Annotated in this window: 34 protein-coding genes and 3 pseudogenes; 12 read left to right on the forward strand and 25 right to left on the reverse strand. The window is 56.6% G+C overall.

Annotation, left to right across the window (positions count from 1 at the left end):
* The first annotated feature begins 30 nt into the window (after positions 1-30).
* Both SynA1544_RS10850 and SynA1544_RS10855 read left to right on the forward strand, forming a co-directional pair.
* On the forward strand, positions 31-4,812 hold the full coding sequence (locus tag SynA1544_RS10850; RefSeq protein WP_186513591.1) for a hypothetical protein: 4,782 nt from the start codon (positions 31-33) through the stop codon (positions 4,810-4,812).
* Entirely contained in the window at positions 4,812-6,041 is a 1,230-nt protein-coding gene (locus SynA1544_RS10855; protein WP_186513592.1) for a CHAT domain-containing protein, read from the forward strand. The genes SynA1544_RS10850 and SynA1544_RS10855 overlap by 1 nt, the downstream gene beginning before the upstream one ends.
* A 219-nt stretch (positions 6,042-6,260) precedes the next feature.
* Here SynA1544_RS10855 and SynA1544_RS10860 read toward each other — a convergent pair whose 3' ends face one another.
* Positions 6,261-6,611, reverse strand: coding sequence for a DUF3307 domain-containing protein (locus tag SynA1544_RS10860; protein ID WP_186513593.1), 351 nt, complete (start codon positions 6,609-6,611; stop codon positions 6,261-6,263).
* Between the two features lie 256 nt (positions 6,612-6,867).
* Positions 6,868-6,987 (reverse strand): annotated as a pseudogene (locus SynA1544_RS15090) (hypothetical protein); the annotation flags it as partial.
* A gap of 61 nt (positions 6,988-7,048) precedes the next feature.
* Between SynA1544_RS15090 and SynA1544_RS10870 the strand changes: the two are divergent.
* Positions 7,049-7,261 (forward strand): annotated as a pseudogene (locus SynA1544_RS10870) (FAD-dependent oxidoreductase); the annotation flags it as partial.
* Positions 7,262-7,742: 481 nt separating this feature from the next.
* Here SynA1544_RS10870 and SynA1544_RS14870 read toward each other — a convergent pair.
* A complete protein-coding gene (locus tag SynA1544_RS14870; protein WP_255477598.1) occupies positions 7,743-8,126 on the reverse strand; it encodes a DDE-type integrase/transposase/recombinase in 384 nt (127 codons plus the stop codon).
* A gap of 143 nt (positions 8,127-8,269) precedes the next feature.
* Here SynA1544_RS14870 and SynA1544_RS14875 point away from each other — a divergent pair, with 143 nt between their 5' ends.
* Complete coding sequence (locus SynA1544_RS14875) at positions 8,270-8,524, forward strand: hypothetical protein (protein WP_255477599.1); 255 nt, start codon at positions 8,270-8,272, stop codon at positions 8,522-8,524.
* 86 nt (positions 8,525-8,610) lie between these two features.
* Here the strand turns inward: SynA1544_RS14875 and SynA1544_RS14880 are convergent, their stop codons facing one another.
* The 8 genes from SynA1544_RS14880 to SynA1544_RS14885 form a co-directional block, all read right to left on the reverse strand.
* The gene (locus SynA1544_RS14880) at positions 8,611-8,919 is read right to left on the reverse strand and encodes a hypothetical protein (RefSeq protein WP_255477602.1); all 309 of its coding nucleotides are present in this window, start codon (positions 8,917-8,919) and stop codon (positions 8,611-8,613) included.
* A 171-nt stretch (positions 8,920-9,090) separates the two neighbouring features.
* Positions 9,091-9,648, reverse strand: a complete 558-nt coding sequence (locus tag SynA1544_RS10880) for a hypothetical protein (RefSeq protein ID WP_186513594.1) — start codon at positions 9,646-9,648, stop codon at positions 9,091-9,093.
* Between the two features lie 107 nt (positions 9,649-9,755).
* A complete protein-coding gene (locus SynA1544_RS14570; RefSeq protein WP_222930146.1) occupies positions 9,756-10,148 on the reverse strand; it encodes a hypothetical protein in 393 nt (130 codons plus the stop codon).
* Positions 10,149-10,310: 162 nt separating this feature from the next.
* Positions 10,311-11,216 carry a hypothetical protein gene (locus tag SynA1544_RS14575; protein ID WP_222930147.1) on the reverse strand — a complete coding sequence of 302 codons (906 nt, stop codon included), beginning with the start codon at positions 11,214-11,216 and terminating at the stop codon, positions 10,311-10,313.
* A 113-nt stretch (positions 11,217-11,329) separates the two neighbouring features.
* On the reverse strand, positions 11,330-11,584 hold the full coding sequence (locus SynA1544_RS14580; RefSeq protein ID WP_222930148.1) for a hypothetical protein: 255 nt from the start codon (positions 11,582-11,584) through the stop codon (positions 11,330-11,332).
* Between the two features lie 27 nt (positions 11,585-11,611).
* Positions 11,612-12,223: a DUF1156 domain-containing protein gene (locus tag SynA1544_RS14585; protein WP_222930149.1), complete on the reverse strand. Its 612-nt coding sequence runs from the start codon at positions 12,221-12,223 to the stop codon at positions 11,612-11,614.
* The gene (locus SynA1544_RS10890; RefSeq protein ID WP_255477603.1) at positions 12,220-12,639 is read right to left on the reverse strand and encodes a type II toxin-antitoxin system VapC family toxin; all 420 of its coding nucleotides are present in this window, start codon (positions 12,637-12,639) and stop codon (positions 12,220-12,222) included. Before SynA1544_RS10890 ends, SynA1544_RS14585 begins: the two co-directional genes overlap by 4 nt.
* A gap of 27 nt (positions 12,640-12,666) precedes the next feature.
* The gene (locus SynA1544_RS14885) at positions 12,667-12,795 is read right to left on the reverse strand and encodes a hypothetical protein (protein ID WP_255477604.1); all 129 of its coding nucleotides are present in this window, start codon (positions 12,793-12,795) and stop codon (positions 12,667-12,669) included.
* 94 nt (positions 12,796-12,889) lie between these two features.
* Between SynA1544_RS14885 and SynA1544_RS10900 the strand changes: the two genes are divergently transcribed.
* Both SynA1544_RS10900 and SynA1544_RS10905 read left to right on the forward strand, forming a co-directional pair.
* Positions 12,890-13,132, forward strand: coding sequence for an AbrB/MazE/SpoVT family DNA-binding domain-containing protein (locus SynA1544_RS10900; RefSeq protein ID WP_222930150.1), 243 nt, complete (start codon positions 12,890-12,892; stop codon positions 13,130-13,132).
* A complete protein-coding gene (locus SynA1544_RS10905) occupies positions 13,129-13,545 on the forward strand; it encodes a type II toxin-antitoxin system VapC family toxin (RefSeq protein WP_186513595.1) in 417 nt (138 codons plus the stop codon). Before SynA1544_RS10900 ends, SynA1544_RS10905 begins: the two co-directional genes overlap by 4 nt.
* 23 nt (positions 13,546-13,568) lie before the next feature.
* Here the strand turns inward: SynA1544_RS10905 and SynA1544_RS14890 are convergent, their stop codons facing one another.
* From SynA1544_RS14890 to SynA1544_RS10915, 3 genes are read right to left on the reverse strand one after another with little or no spacing between them, the layout of a single operon-like run.
* On the reverse strand, positions 13,569-13,703 hold the full coding sequence (locus SynA1544_RS14890) for a hypothetical protein (protein WP_255477605.1): 135 nt from the start codon (positions 13,701-13,703) through the stop codon (positions 13,569-13,571).
* Positions 13,700-15,385: a protein NO VEIN domain-containing protein gene (locus tag SynA1544_RS10910; RefSeq protein ID WP_186513596.1), complete on the reverse strand. Its 1,686-nt coding sequence runs from the start codon at positions 15,383-15,385 to the stop codon at positions 13,700-13,702. The genes SynA1544_RS14890 and SynA1544_RS10910 overlap by 4 nt, the downstream gene beginning before the upstream one ends.
* Positions 15,382-15,837: a hypothetical protein gene (locus tag SynA1544_RS10915; protein WP_186513597.1), complete on the reverse strand. Its 456-nt coding sequence runs from the start codon at positions 15,835-15,837 to the stop codon at positions 15,382-15,384. The genes SynA1544_RS10910 and SynA1544_RS10915 overlap by 4 nt, the downstream gene beginning before the upstream one ends.
* A 73-nt stretch (positions 15,838-15,910) precedes the next feature.
* Here SynA1544_RS10915 and SynA1544_RS10920 point away from each other — a divergent pair, with 73 nt between their 5' ends.
* The gene (locus SynA1544_RS10920; RefSeq protein WP_186513598.1) at positions 15,911-16,591 is read left to right on the forward strand and encodes a hypothetical protein; all 681 of its coding nucleotides are present in this window, start codon (positions 15,911-15,913) and stop codon (positions 16,589-16,591) included.
* Here SynA1544_RS10920 and SynA1544_RS10925 read toward each other — a convergent pair.
* Together SynA1544_RS10925 and SynA1544_RS10930 are read right to left on the reverse strand one after the other, a co-directional pair.
* Complete coding sequence (locus SynA1544_RS10925) at positions 16,557-16,826, reverse strand: hypothetical protein (RefSeq protein WP_186513600.1); 270 nt, start codon at positions 16,824-16,826, stop codon at positions 16,557-16,559. The genes SynA1544_RS10920 and SynA1544_RS10925 overlap by 35 nt on opposite strands.
* Before the next feature lie 87 nt (positions 16,827-16,913).
* A complete protein-coding gene (locus tag SynA1544_RS10930) occupies positions 16,914-17,102 on the reverse strand; it encodes a hypothetical protein (protein WP_186513602.1) in 189 nt (62 codons plus the stop codon).
* 513 nt (positions 17,103-17,615) lie between these two features.
* Here SynA1544_RS10930 and SynA1544_RS10935 point away from each other — a divergent pair.
* Both SynA1544_RS10935 and SynA1544_RS10940 read left to right on the forward strand, forming a co-directional pair.
* A complete protein-coding gene (locus tag SynA1544_RS10935) occupies positions 17,616-17,717 on the forward strand; it encodes a DUF4278 domain-containing protein (protein WP_186513604.1) in 102 nt (33 codons plus the stop codon).
* A gap of 279 nt (positions 17,718-17,996) precedes the next feature.
* On the forward strand, positions 17,997-18,182 hold the full coding sequence (locus SynA1544_RS10940; protein ID WP_186513606.1) for a hypothetical protein: 186 nt from the start codon (positions 17,997-17,999) through the stop codon (positions 18,180-18,182).
* An 810-nt stretch (positions 18,183-18,992) separates the two neighbouring features.
* Here the strand turns inward: SynA1544_RS10940 and SynA1544_RS10945 are convergent.
* The 7 genes and pseudogenes from SynA1544_RS10945 to SynA1544_RS10975 form a co-directional block, all read right to left on the reverse strand.
* Positions 18,993-19,181: a hypothetical protein gene (locus SynA1544_RS10945; protein WP_186513607.1), complete on the reverse strand. Its 189-nt coding sequence runs from the start codon at positions 19,179-19,181 to the stop codon at positions 18,993-18,995.
* Between the two features lie 163 nt (positions 19,182-19,344).
* Positions 19,345-19,596 carry a hypothetical protein gene (locus SynA1544_RS10950; RefSeq protein ID WP_186513608.1) on the reverse strand — a complete coding sequence of 84 codons (252 nt, stop codon included), beginning with the start codon at positions 19,594-19,596 and terminating at the stop codon, positions 19,345-19,347.
* A 94-nt stretch (positions 19,597-19,690) separates the two neighbouring features.
* Positions 19,691-19,882, reverse strand: coding sequence for a hypothetical protein (locus SynA1544_RS10955; protein WP_186513609.1), 192 nt, complete (start codon positions 19,880-19,882; stop codon positions 19,691-19,693).
* A gap of 180 nt (positions 19,883-20,062) precedes the next feature.
* The gene (locus SynA1544_RS10960; protein WP_186513610.1) at positions 20,063-20,578 is read right to left on the reverse strand and encodes a DUF4236 domain-containing protein; all 516 of its coding nucleotides are present in this window, start codon (positions 20,576-20,578) and stop codon (positions 20,063-20,065) included.
* Between the two features lie 6 nt (positions 20,579-20,584).
* Positions 20,585-20,965, reverse strand: coding sequence for a type II toxin-antitoxin system PemK/MazF family toxin (locus tag SynA1544_RS10965; protein WP_222930152.1), 381 nt, complete (start codon positions 20,963-20,965; stop codon positions 20,585-20,587).
* An 8-nt stretch (positions 20,966-20,973) separates the two neighbouring features.
* Entirely contained in the window at positions 20,974-21,288 is a 315-nt protein-coding gene (locus tag SynA1544_RS10970; protein ID WP_186515615.1) for a hypothetical protein, read from the reverse strand.
* Positions 21,289-21,313: 25 nt separating this feature from the next.
* A pseudogene (locus SynA1544_RS10975) lies at positions 21,314-21,382 on the reverse strand (DUF4236 domain-containing protein); the annotation flags it as partial.
* 213 nt (positions 21,383-21,595) lie between these two features.
* On the opposite strand from SynA1544_RS10975, the gene SynA1544_RS14895 reads away from it, so the two are divergent.
* The 3 genes from SynA1544_RS14895 to SynA1544_RS10990 all read left to right on the forward strand — a co-directional run bounded on the left by SynA1544_RS14895 (position 21,596) and on the right by SynA1544_RS10990 (position 24,170).
* Positions 21,596-22,594 (forward strand): Fic/DOC family N-terminal domain-containing protein, encoded by a 999-nt coding sequence (locus SynA1544_RS14895; RefSeq protein WP_255477606.1) that lies wholly within the window; start codon positions 21,596-21,598, stop codon positions 22,592-22,594.
* Positions 22,595-22,660: 66 nt separating this feature from the next.
* Positions 22,661-23,161, forward strand: a complete 501-nt coding sequence (locus SynA1544_RS10985) for a hypothetical protein (protein WP_186513611.1) — start codon at positions 22,661-22,663, stop codon at positions 23,159-23,161.
* Positions 23,162-23,264: 103 nt separating this feature from the next.
* Entirely contained in the window at positions 23,265-24,170 is a 906-nt protein-coding gene (locus SynA1544_RS10990) for a hypothetical protein (protein ID WP_255477607.1), read from the forward strand.
* Here SynA1544_RS10990 and SynA1544_RS10995 read toward each other — a convergent pair whose 3' ends face one another.
* Complete coding sequence (locus SynA1544_RS10995) at positions 24,171-24,329, reverse strand: hypothetical protein (protein ID WP_186513612.1); 159 nt, start codon at positions 24,327-24,329, stop codon at positions 24,171-24,173. It abuts the gene before it with no gap.
* A 52-nt stretch (positions 24,330-24,381) separates the two neighbouring features.
* Positions 24,382-24,852 (reverse strand): 3'-5' exonuclease, encoded by a 471-nt coding sequence (locus SynA1544_RS11000; RefSeq protein ID WP_255477796.1) that lies wholly within the window; start codon positions 24,850-24,852, stop codon positions 24,382-24,384.
* Positions 24,853-24,923 lie beyond the last annotated feature (71 nt).

A 24,923-nucleotide genomic window follows, 5' to 3' on the forward strand; every position in this document is an offset into this window, starting at 1 on the left:
AGGCTCAGCACCACAACAACCCTGAAAGGATTGCGTTGGTTCCTGCCACTGATCATTGCAGTGCTCCCTGGCATTGCCGCAAAGGCCCAAATGAATAGCGACTCAGGGATCCAGGCAGCTTCAGGCGACCATAGCCTTGGCACAAAAGTCGGAAACAGACAAATCCAATCCCTTGGAGGTTCTTGCAACAGTGGTGAATGCCACATCAGCGGAGGAACAGCAAGGGGCAACAATCTATTCCATCGCTTGTCAAGGCTAAGAACGACCAGCGACATTAACAAAATCAGCCTTGACAACCTGATCCCCGGAAGCACATCAAACGTCTTCAAGAGCGTCATCCTGAGCAACATTAATCCGAGTGGAACCTACATCAATACCCCTTTTGAACTTTATGCGGGCAGCTCAGACCTGATCATTCTCTCTCCTGGAGGAATTGAAATCGGAGGCCTTGCACAGTTCTCCAACGTGGGAACACTTGGTCTCTCGACAGCAGAGAATCTTTCGATTGGCGGAGAGATCTTTCATTATCAGAAGTCCACACCAACAGACTTGATCAACATGACGGCAGTCATTAATCTGGCACAGTCTGCCTTTAGCCACAATCAAGCAGAGGGAGGAAATATCAGTATCAAAGTGGATGACTTGCTAAACATCGATGCTGACCTGATACTGCACAGCGTGGGAGGCATCAATATCGAATCAGCTAGCTATGAATTACAAGGCAGATTAAAGGTTGGCGGCTCAGTCGACCTAGCAGCACAAGGGAAATTGAAAACTTTCACCGAGCCAGTTACCACAGCAAACATATCTGGAATCAGAATCGAAAGCGAATCCATCAATATTCACGCAAAGGGCTCGACCAACGCAGACAATACCATCTCTATTACCGACAGCTCCGCCACAACACAAAGCGGCATTATCCTTGAAGGAAAAGCAAAAAGTACTGATGCTTCATCATCATACATCGCAAATACGGTTGGAATAAATATCTCCAATACTGACCTCAGCGTAAGCAAGGGCCAGATCGACATTGACGGCGTTGGTGGTTTAGGGAACACCCTATGGGAGAGCTCAGATAGCTCAGGTGTCATCATTGCTGGATCAAATCTGAGAGCATCAAGTATCAACGTGAAAGGAGAGGGCGGAACGTCGCCTTTATTCGACTCATCATTAAGCAATTATGGCGTCCGTCTTTATGATGGCACAAGACTCGATACAAATTCGAGCAATGACGATCAAAGCAACATCTTCATTTCCAATGAAGAGAAGTATCTTAGCGGCAACATATCGATTGACGGCAAAGGCGGAGAAGGAACACTGGGTAACGGCATTCACTCAACAGCGAATGTAGATAGCGCGGGCTCCATCAACATCTCCGGGACTGGCGGATTCAGCGACAATTCTAATTCTGGCGTGGTAACTTTTGGAGCGGACCTCAAGGCTGAAAAACAAATAACGATAAAAGGAGCCGGTGGCCAGGGTGTAGATATCTATGACGGCATAGGTACGTGGCTCGGGGCGATGAACTTAGAGGCAGAAGAAGGGATCATAATCGAAGGCACTGGGGGCGGCAGCACAGATCCAGAAGGGCAGGATGATACTTTCCTGAGCGGTGTCTGGAGCGATATGAGAGGTGTCTGGATCGATAGCAGCACTCTAAAAGTTAACCAGACCTCTGCTTTAAGCGATGTCAACAATCCAAACAACGCTAATATTTTAATTTCAGGACAACCTGGCAGACCTAGTTATCAAGCAAAAGAATTGATTGGAGCAGCGCTTATCAATAGCAAAATTCTTACCGAAGGTGGTGTTTCCATAACAGGTGATGGAAGTAAAGTTGAGACAGCCATCATTGAACGAGGCAATGGGATTTTGCTGGTAGGAACTGATTTAGAAGCAAGCTCAGTCTTCCTCAAAGGATTCGGAGCTTCCGCAACATGGACGGACGCCGCTGATGACACTGGAGAGTTAATTGATCAGCATACGCCAGGCATTGTACTTATAGAGTCATATATTGATTCAAAGAGATATGATAATGAACTTGACGGTTCCATCGAGATGATTGGCCATGGTGGCAGCGGAAATTTGTTACTTAATGGGGTTGGCATCCTTGGTTCAGAGCTGGTTAGCGATTCCACTATCCGAGTCGAGGGTGTTGCAGGATCAGCGTCAACACCGATTGAAGATGGGATGGGAATCGGTTTACGTGGAACATTATTAAATGCAAAAAATATTGATTTGTTGGGAGTGGGAGGATCAGGGTCAGGGTCACTTGGTGCCAATGGTCTGATCATAGAAGAATCCACCTTAAATGGCAGTCATAGCTTGACCCTAGAAGGCCAAGGAGGGAAAACAACAAACATCAAAGAACAAGCGATAAATGCTGATGGCATTTCACTTCTTGAGCAAACAAGTCTGCTATCGACAGGATTAATCAAAGTGAACGCGACGGGTGGAACAACGGCAGGTAAATCGCTTGCTAGCAACGGCCTTTATCTCGAAGGAGCCACCATCGAGACAGATGGGGATATTGAAATCACAGGATCTGGAGGGATCGGATCTTCTGAAATGGAAGCAACGAATGGCGTCGTGATCGCCTCGAAGTTCATTGACGACGATCCCCTTGGAGAGATCCAATATCCAACAAAAATTACAGCTGGTCAAAACCTATCCATTAACGGGATTGGCGGCACCGCAACGATTAAAGCAACAGAAACCAAAGGTGTTATTCTCGGGTCTGCAGAGTTGAGAGCAGGGAAAAACATCCAAATCAAGGGGACTGGAGGGACAAGTGATAATAATTCTGATGCGGCCGGCAATAACCAAGGAATTTATATTGATGAGGCGATCATTGGAAACAAAGTTGGCCTTATCGATTTGACCGGCAGAGGGGGTAATGGAGGATATTTGATTACAGGAGTTGAACTCAACAACGCATTGTTCACATCATCAAAGGACATCAACGTGGATGGAAGTGGAGGAAGTGGAGACAATGTCAACTTCGCTTCAGGAATCTTAAGTAAAGATACCAAACTAAAAAGCATAGGAGGAGATATAAAATTACTAGGCAAAGGGGGAGAGGGAACCGTGGTTGAAGATGGCCATGGTATTTATCTGTCTAACAATGACATCGCACTGAGTGATAGCAACAAATTATCGATGCAAGGCACAGGAAGCGAAGCAAGCAATCAGATTGATTCCAATACCAATACAGGAATCACCCTGAAAGAAACATTCATTAATGGAGGATCCAGCCTGGCCTTGACAGGAACAGGCGGAACAGGCGGAAAGTTCAATACAGGTCTTGAGATTCTAGAGACAGACATTGAAACAGAAGGAACAATCAAGCTCGATGGAACAGGAGGCAAAGGAACCAATATCAAAGCGGCTATCGGGATACAAATTGGAGACGAAACCACTAGAAACTCCATCATTGCAAAGTCGATTGAGATCACTGGATCCGGTGGAACGAGTACCTTAAAAGAAGGAGCCATCAACAAAGACGGGGAGGACACATTTCAAGAAACGGCTAACAATGTAGGAGTCGGTATTAATAACAGCTCTTTGATCTCTACATACAAACCCCTTTCTAGTTTAGACAACGAAGGCAACTCTTTGGCATCATCAAGTGGAAACATCTCTATCATGGGGACGGGCGGAAATCTATCAATAGGCGAAATTATAAACCCAGATTCAAATGAAGATATTGAAAAAATTAGCAAAGCCTCCTTCCTTCAAGGGATCAACATCTCCACTTCCACCATCAATTCAAACGATGCACTCTTCATCAGCGGAGAAGCTGGAAAACCGATTGCAGGGAACGACAACAGTGGAACATCAATCAATCAATCCCGTTTGACATCCGCAGCAACAGTTGCAACAGACAATTCATTTGATAATCGCATCGAAGGCAAAGCTTACAGTGGCACAAATAACAACTATGGCTTATCCATCAAAGCCACAGATATTGTGTCAACCAATCAAGACCTCAATCTGTCTGGGCGAGGTGGCTTCAAGGCATCAGGCGAAAATAATTTCGGTATATATATTGGTGAATCGTCATCTATAGCAGTTGGAAGCATAAGCAACCCATCTGTTCTCAATATCTTCGGAGCAGGCGGCAACGGTACTAATTTAACGGGTGGAATATTAACTGAAAATACCTCCTACGAGATTGAAGGCTCGATCAAGATGTTCGGTGAATCGCAAGGTGCCGGGGGGTTTGGAAATGCCTCAGTCGAATTTATTCAAAATATAGACATTACCGTCAGTGATGATGCATTAATCAAAGGAAGCAACGATGTCAACATTAACGAAACCAACATCAATGCCGGTCGCACAACAACAATCGATGCGTTGGGCAATGTCAATATCTCGAAGACCAACATTACTTCTGGCATGGATACAAACATCCTAGCTCAAGGTAACATTGTAATCTCTTCATCTCAATTGAATGCAATGAACAGTATTCTACTTCAAGCGGATAGCATTAGCACTATGGATGTTGAGTTTAATGCTCAAGAGGTTGCAACCATCAGCAACAGCATACCTGAAGACAATGGAGACAACGAAAAAGATGAAGTTAACGATTCAACCGCCAAGCAGCAACAAAGGGATAAGGCAAACACAAACGTAGGATCGTCAACCATGTTAAGTGCTAAAGAGATTCAAGAATCTCACGACAAGAGTGAAAAAAGAAACACTAATTTTGTTGCTTCAGAACTTGGCCTTAAACGACAAGCACCTTTATCAGTTCAAGAATTACAGCAAATGCTTACTTCAGGTCAGAAAATCATGAATACTTCAAGATAATGAAAAAGCTTTTGATCCAGCAATTCCAGTACCTAGGGATCCAATTAATTGGGATCAGCATGGTCCTTCTGTCTGTAATCAATCCTGCGCGAAGTCAAACTCAGGATAGCAAATCCATCGAGAGCTACAAGCCCGCGGTTCTCAAACTTATCTATACGCTTAATCCCTCTGCTTCAGAAAAAAGTTTACTGGACATTATTCTAATACCTCCTAGTGGTGACTCCGTTGCTCAGCGCACCCAAATCAATCCCAAAGAATTCAGTCGTCTTTTAAGACAGTTTTATTCCGACGTTTCTTCGCTACGCCGATTTAAGACATCGAATGCGACTTCAGCTTCCAGACAGCTCTATGACATTCTTATTGGTCCCCTGCACGATGAGATCCGAAACCGTAAGATCACAACGTTATTGATCAGCGCAAATACGGGCTTGCAAGCTGTACCTTTCGCTGCTTTACATGATGGAAAAGAGTGGTTTGGCACACAATATTCCTATTCCTTAACGCCATCACTGAGCCTCATGAAACAGGGTCAAAGCGCGTCGACAGCTATGAAACGGGGCCTTTTGGCTGGAGCCTCACAATTTGACGGATTAGCACCACTCCCAATGGTCCCACACGAGATTAGCCAAATCGGCAGAATCAAAGCAGGAACTATCTATCTCAACGAAAATTTCACTCAGGACGTGTTGCGGTCGCTTTCAAAAAAACAAGATATTGACTTTGTGCACCTTGCAACCCATGCCGAATTCTTACCAGGGGGACCGAAAAAGTCAAAAATCTACCTGGGCGATGGCGCAATCAGCTTGAGTGAGTTCAGCCAGTTGCGATTAGCTCGTGAAGAGAATCCAATAGAACTTTTTACACTTAGCGCTTGCCGTACTGCTCTGGGTGATCATGATAGTGAGCTTGGACTAGCAGGACTTGCCCTCCAATCAGGTGCCAAATCAGCAATCGGTTCACTCTGGTATGTTGATGATATAGCAACCTCCATTTACTTCATTCGTTTCTATCGTTTGCTTGAACGTGGCTTCCCCAAAGGCGAAGCAATGCGGCAAGTCAGAGCTGAATTTGCTAACAATCAAATCGAACTCCGTGGGCAATCTGCATACGACCGAGAAGGTGAAATTCTGATTGAAAATCTCACCACGAATCAACAGCGCAAACTCAAAGATCGCTTCGATCATCCATTCTTTTGGGCTGCACACATCATGCTCGGACAGCCCTGGTAGCACGCGAAAAGAAACGCGCCCTTTGCGCACAAACCACAGAGCGATGATCAAACTCACGCTTCACATGCTGAGATGAAACTTTATTCCACAGATGCAGCTCCATGTCTGGTTGACAGCCAGGCATTCGTTTTAGATTGGATAAAAAATCGCAAACAACATTCCACCTTCGACGTTAAAACCGCATCCATGCTAAGGGATTGAGAATGATCAAAGCGTCTCTTACCGAATGGCCACCACACAGGCCACCCAGATCAACTTGCAACCCCAGTGCAACGATTGATCAATAATCAGTTTGTAACCGAGACGACACTTCCCAAAATCAATAAGGCCGTGGGAGATCATCTCCGCAACGCCAAGCAAAGGGATCCCAGTCAACACACTAACAACGAGTCCATGGGTCCCGGCATGGGCAGACAGCCACCATCGCCAGTCGAGGGTGACGTCCTTGCCAGGACATTTCTCGACCGCCATCTTGTCTCCCTGCAGGGGGAAGTCAGCCAGAAAGTGACCCAAGATGAGGAGAATCAAAAGGTCGAAAGGCTGCTCTACTGGAATGAACGTCGGCTGCATGCAACTAGAAAACAATGAGACCCCATCTTGACTTTCACAGCTCCAAATCAAACCCTGCCCAATACTTTGAATGAAAACGGAAGGCTTCCACCTCGGTGGGATGCGAAGCGAGCAACTCCTCAACGAGGGCGGTGATCGCCGCAGAGTCACTGATCATGCCCACTCCTCCCTCCACCATCGCCTTGGGTGAACCACTCTGCTCCAGCCCACATCGACCCGGTGGTGTGCGGCTTGCCCGGCACCGTGCCGGTGCTGAATCAGAAGGTGCTCGAGTGGAGGCACCGGTGAAGATCTTGCTCTCGGTGCCCAGCTGCACGTGGGTCTCCAGGCCGATCACGGCTTCCCAGGCCTGGTCCGTTGCTGCAGATGCCGCCATCCGCTGTGAAGGTCGTCAGAGCGGAGCAATCCTATGGAAGAGAGATAGCCCGGGACTTTCCATGACCCTCGCCAGTCAACCTCCGTCTCCAACGGTCCTGATCCTGGGCGGAGGACTCATGGGTCTGTCGATCGCCCACCAGTTGGCTCGACGCGGAAGGGACGTGACCGTGCTCAGCCGGCGCCGCAGTGAAGCGGCAGGCTTTGTGGCCGCCGGCATGCTGGCTCCCCACGCTGAAGGACTCGGCGGCGCCCTGCTCGCCCTGGGTCAGGCCGGTGACTTTCAGGAAAGGTGTCACTTCTGGGCTGCCGTTCAGGCGGCCTGCATCAAGGCTAGCTGCCCTGGTTCATTGAGTTCATCCGTCGGCTGATTGATCCAGACGACCTCCGGTTGACGCCAGCACCTGGTTGACCTTGACCATCGCCTTGGATGGCGGTGGCGGGCTCGTTCGTAGACCACACCGCGGTGCCGGCTGATCTCCACGGCCTGGCCATCGTGACGCGGTGTTGGTGGTTGTACCAGTCGACGAACTCGGCGACCCACTGACACGCCTGTTCTTTGGTGGCAAATGGTTTGCGGGGGTAATCAGGTCGATACTGTCCGCTCCGCGGGACTTCGTCTACACCGTCCTGAACAGGGATTCCGAGTACGGGGTGTCGTTGGAGACCCGGGGCCGAGAGAAGGATCTGAGGACGCCCAGTTCTTCCAAGCGGCTTTCCAGCGTGGCTGCCCGCAATTCTTCGAGAAGCCTGCGGCTAGGCGTTGCCGTTATCGGCATGGAGGATCAGCGGCTGCTGCCGGCCCTTGCTGATCCGCTCGCGGAGGCAGGCCCGGCTGACCAGATCGGCTGCAATGGCTGGATCTTCTCGCTCAGCAACATCCCAGGCCACCACCTTGCGGCTCCAGATGTCGATCACCAGGTAGAGATAGAGCCAGATCCCACGCACGGTGGTGGGCAAATCGGAGATGTCCCAGCTCCACACCTGGTTCGGGCCTGTGGCCCGCAACCGTGGAACCCGTCTGGGCTCCTGCGGTGGCCTTGCACGACCGCGACGGTGCACCTGGTCATGCTCGTGGAGCACCCGGTAGAAGCTACTCTCTGAACCGATAAAAATCCCCTGGTCAGCCAGATCAGGCACGATCTGACTCGGTGGCAGAGCGGCGTACTGGGGTTGATTGCAGGTGAGCAGGATCCTCTGGCGCTCCTCGGCCGTGAGGCGATGGGGACTATGGCGGGGGCTGCCTTGCGGCGGTCCCCACCGTCCCCATCACCAAGAAGGCGTTGGCGCCATCGCTTGAGGGTGCGCAGGCAGATGCCGATCTCGCTGCAAGCGCTGACCAGGCCTGCACCAGCGGTATGGGCCTCGCTGATCAGCTCGATCGCCTTGCGGCGGTGAGCGGCGCTGGTCAGCCTTCCGCGTCCTCCGAGCAGAAGGCCTCCCACTTTTTTCGCAGCACCAGCAAGGCCGCCATCTCCGCCATGGCCTTCTCCTTGCGCTGCAGCTCCTTCTACTCCTACGGAGAAGCCTTCGGCTAGAGAGCCTTGATCTCCTTCTGGTCCTGGGCACGGAGCTTCTCCAGCTCTTTCTGCTCTTACGGCTCGGCAAGCTCGCCGGACTGCGTCTACAAGGTGAGCACTGGCTTTTCATTGGCATCAAGTGCCTCCGGCACGCTGGCCGTAGGCCAGGTAGGGGCGGCCTGGCGCCAACGGTCGACCTGCTCTGGGTACAGCCCCCGCTCACGGCAGTAGGCGCTGAGCTCAGTGGCGTTCAGGCCAGCGGTCTCGAGCACCACCGTGAATTTGTCGGATGCACTCCAACCATCAGGGTCTTTCTCGGATGCCGGCACCACCTCTCCCTGCAGCCGCCAAGTCTTCCTACAGTTGTAGAGGGTCATCACGTGGATGCCCAGCTCATCAGAAATCTGAGCCACGCTCTGCATGTGAGGCGGGCTCATTCGCCTCCTCACATCAGCTTTAACGGCCTCGCTGTAACGACGCATTGGTCATGTCCTCAAGCCCCCGGGTGTTCAGATCAGAGGGGTGACAACTTTCCTGAAACCGGGGGATACCCGGAACATGGCTCAAACAAGTTGGGCCAACAATCAAGACTCGCAGCGAATAGGCAATTGCTTAGGCCAATCGGCTGTGGCCAATTCAGACAGACCCAATTTCGCCATCGTGTCGGCAGTGGACACGCTGGCACCACACTTGGCACGCAGTGCACTGAGAAGCGCCTGAAGCGACTGATCGCTGGACTCAGCACCCGACACCAACAAACTCAGTGCTGGAGGTGATGTGGATTGCACGAATGCCATGGGGTCGGCACTGTCTCCACCATCTCCAGACCCACAGTTGAAGCTCGTCTCCCAGACAGCAGGACGCTTGGCTTTCACATCAAACAACACAACGCTTGCCGGTGCAGCAGCGAGTGTGCGTGTGCTTTCAGCAGAGCCATCCTCAGGCTTCAAGGTGACCTGCAAACTCACAGGACTGTCGGAAGGGCCCTGGACAAGGCCCACAAGACCAGAAGCATCGGGGGCGTAAACACTGGTCTCAGGAACCAGATGAACGAGGGTTCGAGCACTGCACTCACCACGGGTTCCTCCTCCCACACGACGACCAGGGAAGGTACTGCGTGGATCGGCCTGAGCTTCGACCATCAACGCGAAGCCACAGCACGTGACCAGGCCAAAGGCAGCGGAAAGCAACGTTGATCGAACTGGAAAGCGACCCATATACCGAGGAGTGTCCACCAGATACTCTTTATTTAGCCGTGGCTCTCGAAGAACGTCAACGCGAAGCGGGTGTCAGCATCGAAGGCGCCTTCGTCTTCTGAGAGGTGCTCATCGAGGGCGTCATTGATCTCGATCAGCGCATCTCGCAGGCTCTTCGTGGAGTCATCGGTGTTGAGCACCGCCTTGGCCTGGCTGAAGATCGCCATGCCGGGGCCGATGGCAGCCTTGGCTACGTCCACCGGCGCGATGTTGGCGTGTTCCAGCTCCTTGATCACCTGGGGCAAGCGCTGCCGCAGCTCGCGACGGAACTCGTTGCGGGAGAGCATGGCTGCACTGGGATCGCGGCGCTCGCATACCAGCACCATGCTTGTTGCAAGCGCATTGGACTCCATCCCGCGCATGCGGTTGGCAAGTTCGGTGCGCATCGGCCAAGTGCCCGTGATTGCTAAACCTGCCTCCATCACAGCCGCCAGAAACGTTTCCCAGCCGGTACTGGCGGTGCCCGTTGCCCCCTTACCTTTTGTTTCGGATTGCTTAAAGGCGTAATAGATGGTGACAGGGAAAGCGGTATGGGACTGACCTGCAATTCACTGCATCGCATTGGTCATGCCATTCAGGAAAAAGTCTTCTGCTCCTGACTTGCCGTCATGCCTATAAGCAAATGCAACTAGCTCCTCGGCCTTGGGAACAGCAAGCGTTGCGAATAGCTCGGGATAGACAGACTTGAGTGAACGGCGCAGCCATACGTAGAAGAAATCCGAGAGATCCGCATAAGGAATATTGTCGTAGTAGGGCGGATCTGTTGACACAATCTTGCCCATCGAGATCTTCTGTCGAGAGGCGTCATCTTGGCAGCTAAATCCTTTTTTTCTTGCCGGAAGCATCCGTATGGATTTAGCACCCCACTCTATATTATTCATCCAGTTTCCACTTGACTCAGAAAAAGGATTTCCTTCTGCGAAGTCCCAGGTCATCGGTATTGCTTGGCGGCCAAAAATATTGCGTAGGGCTTCCATTTTTGGACAGCTATCCCACGAGCAGCTTGTGGAGCCACGATCTACAGATCGGCTTATTGCGAATGCTAATCCGGTCGCAACTGCATCTGCGTAAGAGCCAATCCAGGTGCTGTCGCAGAGGGCGCTTTCGTTTTTCGCGCGTCCAGCTTTGGCAGAATCAGCTTTAACATGCTCACGAACTTCTTGAACCAGATCGGCAAAGGTGTTCAGCGCTTCAAGCTGGCGATCCGTGAACAGATCTCCAAAGCTTTCCATTCCATAAGGCTTCACTCCTAGATACTGTGTTGTTCCAGAGATAATGACATCTGGCTTCCAAGCTGGATTTGCCTTGCGGGCTATATCTTCGTCGTCAGGCGAGGGGGCCATATAGACGCGTCCCCGCTTGCCTGCCGCGGCTACTGCCATCATCCAAGCTCCCATCCTTCCCGAATTGCCTTCTTCTTTCAGGTAGTCTCCTGTAATCGGTGCACCCGACAACAGACAGCAAAAGTTGGCTCTCGAGGACTTTGTTCCTTTCCTTGCATTCTCTACACCCCCTGGCGCACCGGACCTAACCTCGAAGCCATAAGTATCCCCCGCAACGATTGGTACTACGTATATCTCCTTGCCTGCTTTAGTTGATAACATGAAGGTCGATGCCAGCGGAACATCCACATGTAAAAAGCGGGATTTGGGCTTTTTACTGTTCGCGCCCAAAGCCAGGCAATCACCGTGAGTTCCCGGTCTGCATAAGGACTGAGATCAGGCCTTGCCGCCACCATTTCGGGAGTGATCTTGATCTTGGGATAGAGGTGGCCAATGCGCTTTTCTGCTTCATCACGCATCCACTGGCCGTAGTAGCGCACGTCTTCCGCCAAACCTTCGGCGCCTTTCTATTCGCGGGCGATCAGCTGCTTCTTGCTGCGGGCCTCCGGGTTCACCGGCGGCATACCCGCAAACTGTGGCGGGATTTCAATCATCGCCTTGTTGATCAGCACCGCCACCGGGTTCAGATCACTGGCGTAGGCCTCAAGGCCCAATCGCTGGGCTTCCAAGGGCAAGACTCCGCCGCCCGCGAAGGGATCGTGGAAGCCCGGCAGCTTCTCCGGGTTGAACAGTTCCGCTGCTTCAGGGTGATCGGCATTGTCTGAACAGCAGCGCCGCCAACTGCGGCGGATCTCCCCCCGCGCCCGGTTCAACACCTCTTCATTGGTGGTGTTCTCCCAGGTGACCAGCTCACTGATCAGAGCAAACAGCCGCAGCCGTTCGTTCTCCTGCGCTTCTTCTGTCGGGAACTCCACCGGCACTGCCGATGGGTCATCCACCATCTGGCAGAAGATCACTGCCCGAGCGGCTGCCAGTGGCCGCCGTGCCCACCACAGGTGCAGGGTGCTCGGGTGCCCATGGCGGATGCTCTTCTCCCGCGCCGACGCCGCATTGATCGCCTCAAGGGGTATGGCGACCTCAATCAGCTTCTTGCGGCGTTTGACGGGGTGGTCGCTCATGGGATGGTCCAGGGATTGATCAGCTGCAGGCCGAGATCGGCGAAATCAGAGGTGTTACGGGTAACCAGCGGTGCTTCGTGGGCCAGGGCGATGGCGGCATCGGCGGTGGCGATCGGCCGGGCCAGGCGTTCGCTGTGGCTCACCAGCTCGCCATACCAACGGGCGGCCTCGCTGGTGAAGGCCCACACCCGGCCGGCGAACAGTTCGGCTGCCAGTGCATCCCAGCTCTCGCGCAGCGCCTGCTTGCGGCGACCGTCCGGCAGGCGCGCCAGGCCATGCAGGATCTCCGCTTCGTTCATGGCGGTGATCGCTGCGCTCTCTGGATCGAGGCTGTTGGCCCAGGCCAGAACCCGTTGATCCGGATGCGGGCGCATCAGCTCGGAGATCACGTTGGTGTCGAGAACGATCACCGGCATCGCCCTGGCTCTCAGCGTGGCTCGAACTCAGCTGCTGCAGGGGCGGATGCGTTCCGGCAGATCGAGCTCCACACCGCCCAGTTCAGCGAAATGGGCCCGGATGCGGCTGCCGAGGCCCTGCTGGCTGTTGCCTTCCTGGGGGTTGGGCTCGCTCATTGGGAAAGCCTTCTGGCTCATTGGCCTCCTGCGGACAGGGCGCTGCCTGCCACACCAGCTAGTCTTACCAGGTAATACCACTGAAGGTTGGTCCGTGGATTCCTCCAGCACCTGTTCGATGACCAGCAAGGGGCAGGTCACCATCCCCAAGGCATTGCGGCAGCAGCTGGGCCTGGCCCGGGGCAGTCGCGTCAGCTTCCAGCTGGTGGGCGACCACATCGAGGTGCGGCCCTGCAAGCCCCAGCAACCGGTGAACGGCAGCGGCTTTGGCCTGCTCAAGAGCCAGTGCCCACCGGTCCCGGTCGACTTCGACCCGGCCAGCCTGCTGCGACCATGATCGGGCTCGATACCAACGTGTTGGCCCGCTACTTCGTGGAGGAAGCGGAGGCCGATGCGGCAACGCAGCGCCAGCGTGAGGCCGCGCGCGACCTGATCGAATCCGGTCAGGAACTGTTTCTGCCCAAGACCGTGGCGCTGGAACTGGAGTGGGTGCTGCGGGGGTACTACGGCTTCGGGGTGGAGCAGGTGCTGCAGGTGTTGGATCAGCTGCTGCATCACACCTGTCTGGAGGTGGAGGATCGCCCCGCCCTGGAGCAGGCGGTGGCGGGAGTGCGTGCCGGTCTTGATTTCGCCGACGCTCTGCATCACGCCACCTGCCGCAATTGCGACACGATTGCCTCCTTCGACGATCGGGGTTTTGCCAGGCGCATCCGCCAGCTCAACCTGCCGCCGCGTGTGGTGGTGCCATAGCCGGGGCTTTGTCCAACGCATGGTCAATGCGGTGACCTCCCTGCGGCGAGCAGCTGCTGCAGGTTCTTGGTGATCTGCGTGTCGCCAAAGCCGGGTAGGCCCCAGTCCACCCCGCTCACATACACCGCTGCTGCGGCTTGATCACCGGCCACACTCACCAGGGCGAGCCGGAAGCGTTGCGGCCGGTGTTCACCTCGTTGATCGTGAGCGTCACCGTGTCGGCGCCATCGGCGCGGCCCTTCACCTCAATGAAGAAGAGGTTGCCGTCTGCATCGATCGATTCGATGTCGTAGCCCCGGCCTCGCTCGGCGCTCACGTCTTTGGGCATACGGCCGAGCGCTTTCTCGGCCTCGAACACGGCGTTCATCGCCAGCAGTTCCACCCGTTTGCGCGCCGCTGCATCCACTCCCTGGGGATCGCTCTGTCCCTGTTGCGCCAACAACCAGCCCGCCGGGATCACCAGGGAGCCGCCCTTGAGGTTGGGCACCTTGGCAGTGATCTGCGCTTCTGCCTGGAGTTGGGCCAGCCGTTTTTCGAGCCGGCTGGTGAGCACCTCGGCGCGGTCTTTGGCCACCTTGGCGGGGAGGCGCACCTGTTTTCCGGCCTGCTCCTGCAGCTTCAGTTCTTCGTAGCGGCGGCTCCAGTGGTTGATCTCCCGCTGCATGCGCGCCTTGATCTCCCGCTCAGCCTTGGCGATGCGCTCCAGCCGTTCCGCCGACACTTCTTCCAGATGCCTGGGCACGAGGGTGGTCATCGCGTGTTGGAGCACCAGCGCATCCCAGTCCTGCGACAGCCAGCTCTCCTGCAGCAAGGGCGCCACCAGCTCCTGCTCGTCATCGCGCAGAGGGCGGTAGTCGAGATAGGGCGCAGAGCCGGCTGGGCTCACCACACCGGAGCGGCTGATCTCCAGGAACTGCAGACGGTTCGAGATCAGTTGCTGTTGGCCGGCGCGGGTCTTGCGGCCGTCTTGCAGGCCATGCTCCAGGCAGAACAGCAGGCGCGGTTCGCTGCCCAGGTCGCGCTCATCGATGAGCACTGCTCCCTGGCCGAGCACGGAGCCATCGCGCTCAACCACCAGCGAGATGCAGGCCTCCAGCAGGGGATGGCCCGGGCTCACCAATTCAGCCCGTGGGCTGTCGGCCACATGCTCCTTTTCAAAGCAGATCCGCTCGTAGCGGCCCTGCACGGGCACACCCACGCCGATCTGTTGGTTCCGATCGAGGAGCAACGGCGGCACATAGGTGATCTCGTAGCGCCCCTTCTCCCGGGGATTCAGCTTGCCGCCCAAGCGCCGGAACGCTTCGATGAAGAAGTCGTGCACGTAGTGCGGGTGGATGCGGCGCGCCATCGCCCGCTCCATCTGCTGCCGCAACTGCTCCACCGTGGCGGCATCCATGCCCTGGCGTACCAGGGCCCCCTGCGCCAGCAATTCTTCCAGGTGGTGCTGATCCACAGCCCCCTCGATCTCCAGCTCCAGCTGGGCCTTCACATCGGGGCGAGCGTTGTAGCGCACCGCATCCATCAACAACTCCCGCAGCGAACGGCCGGAGAACAGTTGGCCGAGCACGTCGAACAGCTTGTCGCCCAAGGCTTCGCGGGCGGCCTCAAGCTTGCGCAGCAGCTGGATGTAGACGTCGCCCTCGCGGGTGTCTTTGGCCAGGAGGTTCCACAGATGACACACCTCCTTCTGGCCGATTCGGTGGATGCGGCCAAAGCGCTGCTCCAGCCGGTTGGGATTCCAGGGCAGGTCGTAATTGACCATCAGGTGCGCCCGCTGCAGGTTCACGCCCTCCCCGGCGGCGGCGTTCGCCAGGAGCACCACCACCTCGGGGTTGTTCATGAAGCGGCCAGATCCATCAGCGTGTCTTTGAACTCGGTGCACAGCACCAACTTGCGCCGCGCCCCATTGGCCTGATTCATCAGCGGGTCATCGAGGATGCGATCGAGCTTCTGCCATTTGGCATCGGTGCGCTGATCCACCACCTTCTGGCTCAGCTGCTCCAGCTCCTTGAGGGTTTGGATCTCGAACTCCAGCTCGGCGAGGGTCTGGGCTGAGGTGGCGTTATCGGTGAAGACTTCTTCTGTGTTTTCGATCTTGCCGGCGGTGTCTTCTTCGTAGAGGTCGTCGATGTCGTCGTCGCTGAGCCCGCCGGGTTGAAACTTGGCGTCAAGCCCCAGGCGCGCTTCGGCCCCGCGCCCCTCCACCAGCAACCGCTCTTCTTTGAGGCGGCTCTCCAGGCGTTCGCGCCGGCGCTCTAGTTGTGTAGTCCCACCAGGTTGTTCAGCTGACACAGGGGCCTTCTCCAGGCTGCGGACCCAGATTCAGCACATTGCCAAGTCGATTGCCGGCCTGGAGGACAGGACGGTGCGCTGGCCTACGCATCTTGATCCGCACCTCTCCGGCCTGGCCTACGGCAGCCTCGTTGTTGGCATGCGGGTGCCGCGTCCTGGGGAGGTCGACTCCCAGGGGCAGCTTGTGCTTGAAGGCGTCACCGACGGGCTGTACGCGGCTGTGCGTGATGCAGTACGCAGCCTGCCGATCATTCCCAGGTTGATCCAGGTAGAGGGCGTCAGCGACGAGGTCTATTCGCTCTTCCCTGACCCGGCGGTGCGGGACACCGTGATGCTGGCTGCGCACAAGCTGGCGCCGACCAAAAGCAGCAAGGGCATCACCGATCTGTTTCTGAGCTGCCCCGGAGAAGAAAAGATTGCTCCGTTGCCACTCACCAAGAAAAGCCGGGAGATTCTGAGTCAGACCCTCGTGCAACCATCCAGCAAACGCTCCTGTGGCACAGATTCCTTTGAAGGTGTTGTGCGGGAAATCGACCTGGATGCTCTGCGCTTTGAGATCCGAGGAGCCCGGTATCAGCGTGGTATTCGCTGCATCTACGACGATCGGCACAAGGGTCATGCGGGCGAGATTCTGAACTGCACCGTCCGCGTCAGTGGCAGCTACGAAGCCTCTGCTGATGAGCAGCCAAGGCTCGTGGCAGTAGAAACCATTGAGATTCTCAAACGGCCTGATCAGCAGATGGATCTTCTATAGCCATTGAGTCTGCGCTGGATGCGTCCATCGGCTCCGGGGCTGATATCGCCCGGAGCTGACGCTTGCAATCATCCAACGTGATCACACACACCACTGTTCGATTGCTGTTGATAACGCGATAGGTTTTGCCCGTTGCCATGCACTTGGTGCGGGCATTGATAAAGGCCTTGAATTCCGTTTTGAAGCTGATTTCCCTGGCCCATCCCTGATCGACGAGGCGCTCGATCGTGTACATCCTGATCACTCCCCCGCTCTGTTTCCAGGATGCAGAGCGAGGGAGATTTGACCCGCAAGATTCAGGTTGATCTCGGGATCATGCTGATCAATTGAGCAAAACAGCACCCGTGGCAAGCAGTTCGCGGCGATAGCGCTGCAAACCCAGAGGGTGAACCTGGGCCACCTGGGCGCAACCATTCATCCAGAACTGAACGGTCACCAGGTCGCTTGCACTTGAAAAGCCATGGCGGTGCTGGGGAGCACCTGGGCGGACTGGATCGGATTCAAAGGCCATGCTGATGGCGCAATTCGGTGCAGCAAATCGGAGATATTGCGATCTGGATGTTTCCTGCGTAACGCATTCAGTGATTGCTGGATTCGTGATCAGAGATGGCGAACGCGCTGCTGACGTGCATCAACGGAACAGTGGTGAATCAGCTTGTCTTGATGCAGGAATATCGACCTCAGAGGCCATACAGGATTTGATATGGGTGACGATGAAGAGTGCGCAGCTTGACCCACGGATGGGTCCGGCCCCTCTGACGGAATTGTCCCCAGGGATGATTCCGTTCGTCTTTTAGCCCGAGTCGAGGATGGACCCACGACTGGCGACGTGGTGATCAAGGGCGGCCCCAACAACATCGGCCAACACCAAAATCAGGATGTGTATCCACCTGAACGACACTGGAGTTGACGCTCCCCCTACAAAGGATCTGTAGCAACCGCTACGTACAACGTTCACCTCGCTCCTGCGAGGCGCAGATCACCAGGCCAAGGAACGGGGACCTGGATTTCTGAGGAACCACAAATGACCCTGACCTATCGCGGCCAGAAGTACGACCAGCAAAAAGTGGCTGGCGCCTCCAACAAGCCTGCTCTGACCTACCGCGGCGTTTCCTACGCCAAGTGATCCAGGCTTGATCAAGCCATCACCACAAGCCCCTGCCGCCGGCAGGGGCTTTTTACTGAGCACTGATTTCATCAACAGAACGTGCAGCCAGACGTTCCAGCACCATCCAGGTCGCAGATGCGTTGCTTCTGCCGCCTGATCAACGACTGCAAAGTATTCATCGCAAACAATCAGTGATCAATCACATCCGTTGAGACTGACAGCCGCACAGTTAAGTCAATCAAAGCGCGAAGACATCATCCCGGTCCATAGAGTCTTACCACCAAACGACTCATGATCATGACAAAAGTTTCAATAGGCCGTCAAAAAACACTGAAAACTCAGCTTGAACATGTTGCCCACGAAGCGGAGCTGATGGCGGGCAAACGCCGCCGAGAAAACACAACTGATCGCAGCGGTTCTCAATTCAGACCGATCGATGAATACGATTCGATCAGGCCCCTCTGGCGCAAGCGGTCCGACTGAACAGCACTTCCTTGCCATCAGCGATAGCGCTTCTTCTCAAGCCGCCTGCGCAGCGATCGTTCCGTCTGCCAAGCCGACCAACGCCGCCATTCAATTTCAGCAGCGGTCAAGCAGAGATCATCCAGTGACTCGGGAAGATCCACAGGAGAGCTGAACCTAATTGGGCAGCAAGGACCAGCAATCATGACCTGCTTAAGGATGCCAATTGCTATATCACTGAATCAATCAATATCCATCCGTCATCGCTGCAACCAAATCAAGACCCGCGGCATTTCTACCTAAGCCTGTCCGTCAACATCCAGACAGACAGCACCGTTGTTGCAGCAAATCGGGCGGATCGGGTTCTGTAAATGAACACGCGGCTGATTGGTCTGCGCTCATCTGATGCAGGGGCGCAAAGTTCACTCGCAAGGTCCGCGGACTGGGCCAACCACCTCAGCTTTGCTGCTCAGCGACAGACAGCAAAGCCATTTCGCTGGAGATATCGGCGCCCCCGATACCGCTCGATTGCAATGACATTCGCCGCGGCTACAGCGTTCTGCTCGGCCAAGGCCACAGCAGCCTGATCGCTGACTCTCTTATTCAGCGGTGCAAAGGCAACGCCGTTCCAATACAACCTTGTCATCACAGCTCCTTCAATGCCCAAGCCCCCGTTCCCTGGCTTGGATCGAGCTGCGCCCCGGAAAGCGGGGTGAACGCTTCACAACAGTTGCTGCAATCCGGTGATAACTCAACCAGCGATTGCGATGCAAGCTCGACCGGAGCATTCACTCACATTGCACCAGCGGCGGATGTCCAACGGCTCAAGGCTCAACCAAGACCATCAGTCAAGCCATCCCGTGTGATGACACACGCCACTTCGCGGAAACTGCTGATCACGCGATAGGTGTCCCCCGTCGCCATGCACTGGGAGCGGGCGTTGATCAAGGCCTTGAATTCCGTTTTGAAACGAAATTCCCGGGTCCATCCGTGATCGACGAGGCGTTCAACCGTGAACATCTCGAGCACTCCATCACTCTGTGGAGAGACTGCAGCGCGCGCGAAATTTGACCCGCAAACTGCAATTTATTTCAGGAATCATGCAGATCAAATAAGCAAATCAGCACCGTTCACCACCAGTTCGGGACCACAACCCGGGCTGACTGCTTCCTGCATCACGCATTCAGCGATTGCTGCGTTCGACACAAGAGGTGGCAACGGCAGCCGTCGTGGTGGGGTTCTGCAACGTGCGCCAGCCGCCGCTGGCGGTGCTGACCTCCACGCCAATCGAGGCCTGGATCGGATCAAAGGCCAGCAGTCGACTCCAATGGATCGCCGTTTCGAGGGCGTCCGGCAGGGAGCTGTATTCCTCGTCGAGATGGGGATGGGGCTGCAGGGCAGCGTCAATCAGGCGGTAGCGGCGCGGTGCTGCCATGACGTTCAACAGGCCAACGCATGTCCAGCATCCACAGAACAGGGCAGAAAAGCTGTGCCCGAAACAACCATTAAATGTGACGCTTGCTCAAGCGTCATTCCTCCCCCGCGATGGGGCGGGGCTCAAACAGCTGCTGCTGCAGCTCCAGTTCACGCACCAGCTCCCGTGCTTGCCACAGGCCCTGCACTTCACGGCAGTGGTGATCGCAATCGCAGATCCGATAAACCCCTGTCTCAAGCCGCTCGATCAACGATCCACGGGGCGTGCGCGCAACAGCGAAGCCCATTGATCTGATGCATCTCAATTCGGTCTAATTCGGGGACAGCTTGAGTGGGGTGTCGCCGGCGACAGGCCCAGGCAGCAAAAACGGCAGGGATCTCACGCCTGCCGCCGTCCGTGTTCTCAGGGCTTGGCTCGCCCTTGCAACCTTTATGGCGCAGCACCCCCATGCCGGCAGTGTTTGAAATCACCGATTCAGCCACCGAGCCGCTAGCTCGGCGGCCTCAATGCAGCGCTGGCTGCGGCGTTTGACGTCGTCCTGGCTGCGGCCCCGCTCGAGATAGGCCTGCATCGCTTCCGGGGTTTCGATCACCGCCAGCAAGCCAGCATTGCGTCCACCCATGCGGGGATCCAGCAGCAACTGGCTCACCAGCCCCTCGCTCCAGAGCCGATGGGCATCGTTGCCAGGCGCAAACAGCTCCTGATGCAGGATCTGCAGGCACTCCTGTTTGAGCAGCTGCAGCTGGCCAGGCTTCAAACGGCGGCTGTTGGGCAGGCCCCTGGCAGCGTCTGCCTCATGCTCCACACTCCAGCTCAGACCGGTGCCCGGCAGGCCCACAGTGCTGCGATTGCCGCCACTGCGGTTCACCGGGATGTTGAAGGAAGCACCCCGGCCACCCACGGAGATCGAACTCAGGCCGTTCTTGGAGAAGTGAAACCGCAGGGGGCCCAATCGGGCGGATTTGCGGAAACGAAAGGCCATACCGCTTCAGCTGAAGCCTCCGATGGTCAGCACCACCAACTGGCGCAGCTGCTGCAATTCCGCTGGGGTGATCTCTGACTGGGTAACGGCGGTGATGCGTGTCTTGGCCACACAGGTCAGGTGCTGCGGAAGCAAGTAGCTCAGCTTTTTGCAGCCATTGGTTCTGCATGGCTGCAGCACCACCGTCAAATCGGGAATGGCCAAGGCTGAGTCGCCTGTCATCGGAACAACCAGCACCGTGGGGTACGCCGGATCGAACAGATCGGTGTCCTGAACCACAACAGCCGGCCGGAGCTTGTTCGGCTCTGGAGGCTGGGGATCCTGGGCTGGGTCGGCTGGTTCCTTGCGCCAGTCAACGGCAACAATCTGCCCGGCCTTGAGCTCCACCCCGGTTTTCAGCGCGTGATGGGCTCAGGCGTAGCCCAGTCGTCGATGAAGGCTTTGGCCTCAACATCAGTGGCGATGTGATCAGCGACCGTTTTGCTTTGGGCCCGGATGCGGGAGCGCAGGGCATCCACGGCGCTCACAGAACTGCTCACCGCCACAACCCGTCTGCCGCCACGTTGCCGGCGCCGGACAGAGAAAGGAGCATCAGGCTCCTGAATCGCTCGATCGGCTGGGGTTATGAGGGCAGCGGCATTCACCGACCGCATGGGCGGTGCACCAACGGTAGTCCCGATGTCTCCGGCACGCTCTCTGGATGGCAGCACCCCGGCCACCCACGGAGATCGAACTCAGCCCGTTTTTGGAGACGTGAAACCGCAGGGGGCCCAGCCGCGCGGATTTGCGAAAACGAAAGGCCATGGCATCAACAACAGATCAGCAGTTCTGCGGGCAATAGCGTCTGGTGCGAGCGGCGAGAGACGAGCCCTAACCAGGCGGCTATTCAAGGAAACGCCTAGTTCTTTAAATAAGCTGACCATCTATTCAAAGTTCGTTCAGGGGGTTCTGCCGTGCGGCGTGAGGCCACCGGCCACTACGTAGCCACCAGCACCGCTCCCCCCTGATCCGCCGGTAGTGCTGGCTGGATCCCTTCAAGCTCTGCACGAACAGGCGCTGCTGGCCTGTGGCCGTCTGGATGGTGTTTCCTCCCTCCTGCCCGATCCCGACCTTTTCCTCTACTCCTACGTGCGGCGCGAGGCTCTGCTCTCCTCCCAGATTGAGGGCACCCAGTCGTCGCTATCCGATCTGCTGCTGTTCGAGCTGGAGGAAGCGCCCGGCGTTCCTTTTGACGACGTCGTCGAGGTCTCAAGCTATGTGGCAAGCCTGGAGCATGGTCTGGCAAGACTGAGCGCAAGTTCCCCCGCAAGAGCACCGCAGGCACACTTATCCCCCAACCCTTCACGGTGGCCAGGCCATGCCCGTCAACCTGCTCACCAACGCCTGCATCAGCAAGGTGCGCGGTTCCCTGGTGTTCTGGTCACCGGCCAGTGCACATCTGGACGCTGGGGTGCCGCACAGCCGGCCCACCCGCGCCTGCATGGACGGGTGCAGATCGTCGATGTCTTTTCGCTGGAGGTGGTCAGCGGCTACAGCCGTGATCCCCAGGGGCGTTTGCTGCTGCATTCCGCCCCTTCCGTCGCCGAAGGCCGCAGCTGGAGCCTGGCCAAGGCTGCGCAACTGATCCGCAATGACGCTCGGCCCAACCGTTGGGTGGCCTTGCAGATGGACAACCGCGCCTGGGGGCTGTTCTGGGCCGGCGGCGGCCTGCAGCGCTGCCGTGAACAACTGGCTGCTGAAGGAGGCCATGCAGATGCCAGTTCAGCATTGGTGCCGGTGAGTGCTGAGAAGGTGCTGGATCTGGTGCTCAGCAACGACCGTTCAACCTCCTCCAACGGTCCACTTCAAGCTGGCCTGCCTCAGCAATCGATCCTGCAGTGGGTGGGGCTCACCTCAGCGGTCTGGCTGGTGATCCTGGCGCTGATCAGTGCTGGCTTCCTGCACCAGCTGGAGCGCCAGGACCGCAAACTCGACCTGCTGCTGGAACGGCTCGAGGCCACCGACATCAACCCCTGAGGGCGACTGGCCACATCCAAGCCGGCGGGAGCAAAATGGAATTCAGCTCCATTCGCGTTCGTCAGCATGAGCCGCGAGATTGATCCCTACAGGATTCCCAAGGCCCGTTGGGAAGTAGCGCCGGCAGCTGGCCTGGCTGCCATCGATATCAACGGCAATGGTGGTGCCTGGAGCGGCCGCGAATTCATCGGTGAATCCACCCTCGGCGGTATCGCGGTCTACGCGATCTACCAGGCTCTGCTCACAGCACTGCGCACAGAAGCCCTGCGCAAACGTGGCGAGATCGATCGTCCAACCCAGGTGCAGGCCATCGCCGCCAGCGTCTGGGAGTCGGCCAAGCATGGTGCTGTGGTCAGCCTGGTGCTCAGCGTCGTTCTGCTGGTTGTCCCCTGGCTCGGTTTCCCGCTCGCCTTGGTCGGGTTCGTCGGTCTGGGCAAGGCCTCGGTGGATCTGCTCCATGCCTTCTGGGATGGCCTCGATGCAGAGCAACGCCAGGAGCTGCATCGCGCTGCCTTTGATGCAGGCGTGAACCTGAATCGACTGCTGGCAAATCCTGCTGTGGGTTGAGCGTCGCAACCACGTTGAGAACGCTGAACAGCGCTGATTCCCTCAGTTGAGGGATGCACAACACCCTGGGGCAGATGCATTGTGAGGAGGAACATGCACGTTCATGCCCTCCCGCATGATCACACCAAGCCAGCTGTCGCTGTTCAGCATCAACCCAGTGATCGGGGCCTGGTGGGAAGAGCTGCAGGCGCAGAAGCTGTTTGACGGCAGCAAGCCAGCGGTGAGTGAGCTGGATCAGCAGCTGTTTGCCGATGGCCTGCGTCACGAGCAGGTGCTGCTCACCAAGCTGGAGAAGGCAGGCCACAGCATTGCCCGGCTGCCCGGCAAACAAACCGAAGCCGACTATGCCGCAACCCGTGAAGCGATGGCCCGAGGGGTGGAGTTCATCCACCAGGCCTCGCTACGTAACGAGGAAATGCGCGGCAGTGCCGACCTCCTAAGGCGCATTGATCGCCCCTCGCTGATGGGGGAATGGAGCTACATCCCGATCGAGTGCAAGCTCGCCAGCAAACCGAAAACCACCTTCCTGGTGCAGGCTTCGGCCTACTGCGAACTGCTCACTCCATTGCTGGGGCATCGCCCGGATCAGTTCGAGCTCTACCTGGGCGGCGGCAAGTACCAGCCCTATGGCACCGATCAGTTCTGGGCTTGGTACCAACTGCTGAGGCAGCGCTACCGCCAATTCCGCGAGAGCTTCGATCCAGCGGTGATTCCCGAAGATGCACCGGGCGATCACGGCGGCTGGTCGACGTTCATCGAACAACGGCTCGAAGAAGCGCGCGATCTGATGCTGGTGGCGGGCATGCGCCAGAGCCAGCGCCAGAAGCTCCGCGCTGCCGGCATCACCTCAATTGAGGAACTCGCAGCTGTTCCTGGTGGCACCGCTATCACCGGTCTGAATGGAGAGGCCCTACATGAGCTGCGCCAGCAGGCCGAACTGCAACTCACCCCTGTGGATGCCGATGGCCGGCTGGTCCCGCGTTGTGGATCGCGCCCGGCGTGTCCGTGATCAGTTTCTGGCCTTGGCGCCACGGCTCAGCGGGCAGGCGCTGGGGTGGAGTACATCAGCCGACGCCAGAGCCCAGCTGCTGCAGGGTGTTTCGGAGGCGCTGGAGTCATGGTGAACCATGAATGCCGCCTTGACGTTGGCCAAATCCTGAGCGCTCACGGACCCTCATGCTTGTCCCTTGGGAAGGACCCAAAGTGCATCCTCGCCTCCTTCATTTATCAATGAACGGCGACGGCTTTCCGCTGAAACACACCACCACACGCTTCTTGGCTCGCGTTGCCGACACGTGAAGCAGGGATCGTTCCCGCTGCTCAAATAGCTCTCTGGAGAGCTCATCCGGGCAGCCATCCAGCACCGAGCGAAGCGGCAGCTGATCAGCGGTAAGCCCCGGCAAGAACACCTGGTCAAACTCCAAGCCTTTGACCCGATGCATCGTGGCCAGCCTGAGCGACGGATCGCTCGGGTCGTCGGATTCGTCGGCGTTGATCACACGGGTGTCGAATCCCTCCCCCTGGAGCAGCGTGTTGAGCTTTTCAACAGCTCTATTGGTGCGTGCTGCTACGCAGGTGGAAGCCAAAGACTGCTGCTCGTTGCGTAACTGGCGCAGGGTCTCAACGAGGAAGCTCTGCTCGTCGGCGGGGTCTTGGAAGCCGCGTACCAAGGGCTTGTCGCCGTGCAGCATTGAGCGATAGTCGCTGGCCGGATCGGTTCCACCATCGAGGTCGTCAAAGTCCAGGCCGTGCAGCACGGCCG

The organism is Synechococcus sp. A15-44 (assembly GCF_014280115.1).
Taxonomy (GTDB): Bacteria; Cyanobacteriota; Cyanobacteriia; order PCC-6307; family Cyanobiaceae; genus Parasynechococcus.